Raw genomic sequence first — 5,907 nt, 5'->3', positions numbered from 1 at the left:
ACCGGGATCAGGGCGTAGCCCCAATCCGAGCCGCCCTTGCCGGCGATCGGCAGCACCGCGTGGGCGAGGCGCGGCCCGAGATCGCGGGCGGGGTTGATCGCGTAGCCGGTGGTGCCGCCGAGCGACAGGCCGATGCTCCAGACCACCATGCCGACGAGGTAGGGCGCCAGCCCCGTGGGGATGTTGCCCGAAGCCCCCACCGACCGCGACAGCAGGGCGCTGATGATCAGGATCAGCAGGAAGGTGCCGATGATCTCGCTCGTCCAGTTGGCGGCCGTTTGCCGGATCGCCGGATCGGTGCAGAAGCAGGCCCGCTTCAGGCCCGGATCCTCGGTGACGGCCCAGTGCGGCAGGTAGTGCAGCCACACCACCGTCGCGCCGAGGAAGGCTCCGATCATCTGCGCCGGCACGTAGACCAGGAGCTTGCTCGGATTCCCGGAGGTGATCGCGCCGGCGATCGTCACAGCTGGGTTGAGGTGGGCGTCGGGGCTGCCGGTCGCGGTCGCGACGAAGATGCCGGCCAGCACCGCGAAGGCCCAGCCGGCGGTGATCGCGATCCAGCCTGCGCCTTCCGCCTTGGAGCCGCGCAGCAGCGCGCCGGCCACGACCCCGTTGCCGAGGATGATCAGCACCATCGTGCCGAGAAGCTCGCCCAGGAACGGCGATGTCATGGGGTGTCCTCCGAGAATGTCCGAGACGGGAAGCGGCGAGGCGGCCTCGTCCCAAATCCGGTCGATCCCTTCGGGATGGCGGATTTGGCCGTCGCTCATGCGCCGCGCGGGCTTGCCGATACGGCGTCCGCTTTGATCAAGCGGATGCCGTATCAGTCCTCCTGCTCGTCCCAGTCGAAGGCGCGCTTCACGGCGCGGCCCCAGGCGGCGGTGATGCGGCGACGCTCCCCCGCATCCATGTTCGGCTCCCAGCGCCGGTCGACGCCCCAGTTGCGCACGAGGTCGTCGGTGCTCTTCCAGTAGCCGGTGGCGAGCCCGGCCGCGTAGGCGGCGCCGAGGGCCGTGGTCTCGGTGACCTTCGGGCGCACCACCGGCACGTCGAGGATGTCGGCCTGGAACTGCATCAGGGTGACGTTGGCGACCATGCCGCCGTCCGAGCGCAGCTCGCGCACGGGGATGCCGGAATCCTTCTCCATCGCCTCCAGCACCTCGTGCGTCTGGAAGGCGGTGGCCTCCAGGCAGGCGCGGGCGATGTGGCCGCGGTTGGCGTAGCGGGTCAGCCCGATGATCAGCCCGCGCGCACCCTCGTTCCAGTGCGGCGCGTAGAGGCCCGAGAACGCGGGCACGAAGTAGACGCCGCCGTTGTCCGCGACCGTTGTGGCGAGGCTCTCGACCTCAGCGCTGTCCTTGATCATGTGCAGGTTGTCGCGCAGCCACTGCACCAGCGCGCCGGTGATCGCGATCGAGCCCTCCAGCGCGTAGACCGCCGGCTTGCCGTCGAGCTTGTAGCCCAGCGTCGTCACGAGGCCGCAGGTGGAGGGCACCGGCGTCTCACCGGTGTTCATCAGCGCGAAGCAGCCGGTGCCGTAGGTGTTCTTGGCCTCGCCCGGCTGGAAGCAGGTCTGGCCGAACAGGGCCGCCTGCTGGTCGCCGAGGATGCCGGCGATCGGCACGCCGGAAAACGGCACCCGCGTCTCGCCGTAGACCTGCGAGGACGAGACGATCTCGGGCAGCATGGCGCGGGGGATGCCGAAGGCGGCGAGCATGCCGTCGTCCCAGGCCAGCGTCTCGAGGGACATCAGCTGCGTGCGGCTGGCGTTGGTCACGTCGGTGAGGTGGAGGCCGCCGTCCGGGCCGCCGGTCAGGTTCCAGACGAGCCAGGTGTCGATGTTGCCGAACAGCACGTCGCCGGCTTCCGCCTTCTCGCGGGCGCCCTCGACGTGGTCGAGGAGCCAGCGCAGCTTCAGCCCCGAGAAGTAGCTCGCTAGCGGCAGCCCGGTCAGCGCGCGGAAGCGGTCGCGCCCGCCGTCGCGGGCGTATTCGGTGACGAGGCGGTCGTTGCGCGTGTCCTGCCAGACCAGGGCGTTGTGGAGCGGAGCACCCGTGCGCTTGTCCCAGATCAGGGTGGTCTCGCGCTGGTTGGTGATGCCGATCGACAGGAGGTCCTTCGGCGTCAGCCCGGCGCCGTCGAGGGCGTCCTGCATCACCCCTTGCGTGTTGCGCCAGATCTCCATCGGGTCATGCTCGACATGGCCCGGCCGCGGGTAGATCTGCGCGTGCTCCCGCTGCTTGCAGACGATGATGCGCCCCTCGCGGTCGAACACGATGAAGCGGCTGCTGGTGGTGCCCTGGTCGATGGCGCCGACATACTGGGACATGGCTGTCTTCCCTCCCTCGAGGAACGTGGGTCGATCTTGGTCTCGCGGACCGGTCTTCGCGCCGGTTCCGCCGTTCGGGTCTTTCAGGCCGCCTCCGCCTTTCGCGTCAGGTAGGCGGACAGGCGCGCGGCCCCCTCCGGACCGGTGCGCAGGCCGAGCTTCGAGCGGCGCCAGAGGATGTCCTCCGCCGTGCGGACCCATTCGGTCCGGACGAGGTAGTCGACCTCCGCCGCGCTCAAGCCTCCGTCGAAGGCCTCGCCGAGGTCGGCGAGGCTGCGCGCGCCGGCCACGATCGCCCGCGCCTCGGTGCCGTAGGCGCGGGCGAGGCGCTTGGCGGTCTCGGCCGGCAGGAACGGCGCCTCGCGGGCGAAGGCTTTGAGGAACGCGTCGAAATCCGCCTCCGGCATGGCCCCGCCGGGCAGGGTCGCCTCCCCCGTCCAGGGTGGCTCGAGGTTCGGGAAGTAGGCTGCGATCTTCTCGATCGCGTGCTCGGCCAGGCGCCGGTAGGTGGTGATCTTGCCGCCGAACACGGACAGCGCGGGCGCCTGCCCGCCGGCGTCGTCCACGTCGAGCACGTAGTCGCGCGTCACCGCCGAGGCGTTCGCGGCGGCGTCGTCGTAGAGCGGCCGCACCCCCGAATAGCTCCAGACCACGTCCTCCGGCCCGATGGCGCGCGCGAACGAGCGGTTGACGCAGTCGCAGAGGTAGCGCGTCTCGTCCTCTGAGATCCGCACCGGGCCGGGCTCGTCCTCGTAGGGGACGTCGGTGGTGCCGATCAGCGTGAAGTCGCGCTCGTAGGGAATCGCGAAGATGATGCGCTTGTCCGGCTGCTGCAGGATGTAGGCCTGGTCGCCCTCGTAGAGTCTGCGCACCACGATGTGGCTGCCCTTGATCAGCCGCACCGCCGCGCGGCTGTTCACGCCGAGCGTGCCGCCCAGCGTCTCGCTGACCCAGGGGCCGGCGGCGTTCACCACCGCCTTCGCCCGGACCGTCTCGGTGCGCCCGGTGACGGCGTCGCGCAGGGTCGCGGTCCAGGTCCCGTCGATGCGGCGCGCCGACTCGACGCCGGTCCGGGTGCGGATCTCGGCGCCGCGCGCCCGCGCATCCATGGCGTTGAGCACCACGAGGCGGCTGTCCTCGACCCAGCAGTCGGAATAGACGAACCCCTTCGTCAGGCGGTCCTGCAGCGGCGCGCCCACAGGTGATGTTCGCAAACGAACCATCTTCGAGCCGGGGAGGGTGCGGAGCCGCGCGAGGTGGTCGTACAGGAACAGGCCGACCCGCAGCATCCAGGCCGGGCGCAGGCCCTTGTCGTGCGGCAGCACGAAGCGCAGCGGCCAGATGATGTGCGGCGCCTGCCGCAGCAGGCGCTCGCGCTCGGCCAGGGCCTCCCGCACAAGGCGGAACTCGTAGTATTCGAGGTAGCGCAGCCCGCCGTGGATCAGCTTCGTGCTCGACGACGAGGTGAACTCGGCGAGGTCCCCGCGCTCGCACAGCAGCACCGAGAGGCCGCGGCCCGCAGCGTCGCGGGCGATGCCGGTGCCGTTGATGCCGCCGCCGATGACGAGCAGGTCGTAGGGGGCGCCCGGCGCCCGCACGTTCGAGACCGTCGTCATGGCTCACCTCCCGCCCCGGCCGATGCCGCGTTCGGCAGAATATTGCCTTATCTTAGGATTTTCGCAAGCGAAAATTTCGATGTTCGTTACGGTTCGTCCCGGTCGGCCACCGCGAGGGTGACGCCGTGGCGCTCCATCAGCGCGGCGATCTCGGGCGGTGGGGCGCGGTCGGTGAAGAAGGTGTCGACCTGCTCGAGCCGCCCGACCTCGACCATCGGCCGGCGGGTGAACTTGGTGTGGTCGGCCACGAGGAAGGTCTGGCGCGCATGGGCCAGGATGGTCTGCGTCGCCCGCACCTCCTCGTAGTCGTAGTCGAGGAGGGCGCCGTCGCCGTCGATGCCGCTGATGCCGATCACCGCCACGTCGACGCGGAACTGGCTGAGCGTGTCGCAGGTGAGTTGCCCCAGAACCGCGCCGTCGCGGTTGCGGATGGTGCCGCCGGCCACGACGATGCGGAAGTCGGTCGCCTCCGCCAGCCCGACCGCCACGTTGAGGTTGTTGGTGATGATGCTCAAGTCGTCGTGCCGGACGAGCTCTCGCGCCACCGCCTCCGGCGTGGTGCCGATGTTGAGGAAGACCGAGCAGTGCGACGGGATGCGGCTCGCCGCGAGCCGGCCGATCCGCGTCTTCTCGGACAGGAGCGTGGTGCGGCGGTCGGCGTAGGCGACGTTCTCGACGCTGGAGGGCAGGCCGCCGCCGCCGCGGTAGCGCTCCAGCCGCCCCTCCGCGCTGAGCTCGTTCAGGTCGCGCCGGATGGTCTGGACGGTGACGCCGAACTGGCTCGCCAGGGCTTCGATCGTCACGAACCCGCGCTGGCGGACGGCGACGACGATCGCCGAGCGCCGCGCCTCCACCGCCGACGCGTCGGCGCGCTCGCTCGCCTTCCGCTCGAAACCGCCCCGATCGAGGATACGCGTCATAGGGATTCCGGCCCGGGACATGCTGGTCTCGCAACGCCCGCCGATCCTTCCCGTTCGCCGCCGTCTAAGACGAAGAAGGGAAGGGGGAGGCGGGCGTTCCGACACGAAGTGTATGTGACCGGCCGGGTTTCGCAAACGAAACGCCGCATCATCGTTTGGGATGAGCGCCGAAAGTTCGCACCGGACGCGGACGCTGCGTTTCCGGCCCTCGCGCTTGTCTCGACGAAGCGGCGCGCCGATGTTGGCGCGCATCGCCTTCGAAGGGCCATGCGGGAAGCGGTCGCTGTCCGCGCGAACGGGGAGGGACGTCGTCGATGCCGGAGATCGTCCGGGACGCGGCCGCCGCGGTCGGGGTCTCGCAAAACGCCCCTGACCGCCAAGACCGCGCGGCGCATCGGCGGATGATCGGCCCGCCGCCGCCATTCGGAGAGCGGTCCTGAAAGCGTACCTCTCGGCCGCCGAGGCCCGCCGCATCGCCCTGGCGGCCCAGGGTTTTGCAGCAGGGCGGCGTGAGGGCGCCGTCACCGACGCGCGGATGCACCGGGAGATCGGCCGCCTCGGCCTGCTCCAGATCGACAGCGTGAACGTGCTGGTGCGCGCCCACTACCTGCCGCTGTTCTCGCGGCTGGGCGCCTACGCGCGCGACCGCCTCGACGCGATGGCCGCCGCCCGGCCGATGCGGTTCTTCGAATACTGGGGCCACGAGGCCTCGCTGCTGCCCATCGACCACCACCCCCTGCTGCGCTGGCGCATGGCCCGTGCCCGCGACGGCCGCGACGTGTGGCGGCGGCTCGAACCCTTCGCCGGGGAACGGCGCAACGAGGCCGAGGCGGTCCTCGCCCGCATCGCGGCGGACGGGCCGCTGGCCGCCTCGGACCTGGCGGAAACCCGGGCCGGGTCCGGCATGTGGGCGTGGAGCGCGGGCAAGCACGCGCTCGAATGGCTGTTCTGGGCCGGCCTCGTCGCCGCGACGCACCGGCGCGGCAGCTTCGAGCGGGTCTACGACCTGCCCGAGCGGGTGCTCCCCCGCGCCGTGCTCGCG

5 protein-coding genes are annotated in these 5,907 nt (G+C 70.8%); 1 reads left to right on the top strand and 4 read right to left on the bottom strand.

The window, feature by feature from the left end; genetic code table 11:
- From FV222_RS15290 to FV222_RS15275, 4 genes are all read right to left on the bottom strand, one after another.
- Positions 1–671: MIP/aquaporin family protein (locus FV222_RS15290; protein ID WP_147814945.1), on the bottom strand; the 671-nt coding region annotated here is incomplete at its 3' end.
- A gap of 152 nt (positions 672–823) precedes the next feature.
- Complete coding sequence (gene glpK, locus FV222_RS15285; RefSeq protein ID WP_147814943.1) at positions 824–2,329, bottom strand: glycerol kinase GlpK; 1,506 nt, start codon at positions 2,327–2,329, stop codon at positions 824–826.
- A gap of 83 nt (positions 2,330–2,412) precedes the next feature.
- Complete coding sequence (gene glpD / locus FV222_RS15280) at positions 2,413–3,945, bottom strand: glycerol-3-phosphate dehydrogenase (RefSeq protein ID WP_147814941.1); 1,533 nt, start codon at positions 3,943–3,945, stop codon at positions 2,413–2,415.
- Between the two features lie 86 nt (positions 3,946–4,031).
- Complete coding sequence (locus FV222_RS15275) at positions 4,032–4,865, bottom strand: DeoR family transcriptional regulator (RefSeq protein ID WP_147814939.1); 834 nt, start codon at positions 4,863–4,865, stop codon at positions 4,032–4,034.
- 535 nt (positions 4,866–5,400) lie between these two features.
- Between FV222_RS15275 and FV222_RS15270 the strand changes: the two genes are divergently transcribed.
- Positions 5,401–5,907 (top strand): crosslink repair DNA glycosylase YcaQ family protein (locus FV222_RS15270; protein WP_147814937.1); only part of this gene is annotated, 507 nt, incomplete at its 3' end.

It is taken from the genome of Methylobacterium sp. WL103 (genome assembly GCF_008039885.1).
Classification (GTDB): domain Bacteria; phylum Pseudomonadota; class Alphaproteobacteria; order Rhizobiales; family Beijerinckiaceae; genus Methylobacterium; species Methylobacterium cerastii.
The sequence above is the reverse complement of the archived record's forward strand: the minus strand, read 5'-3'. Positions and strand labels throughout refer to the sequence as shown.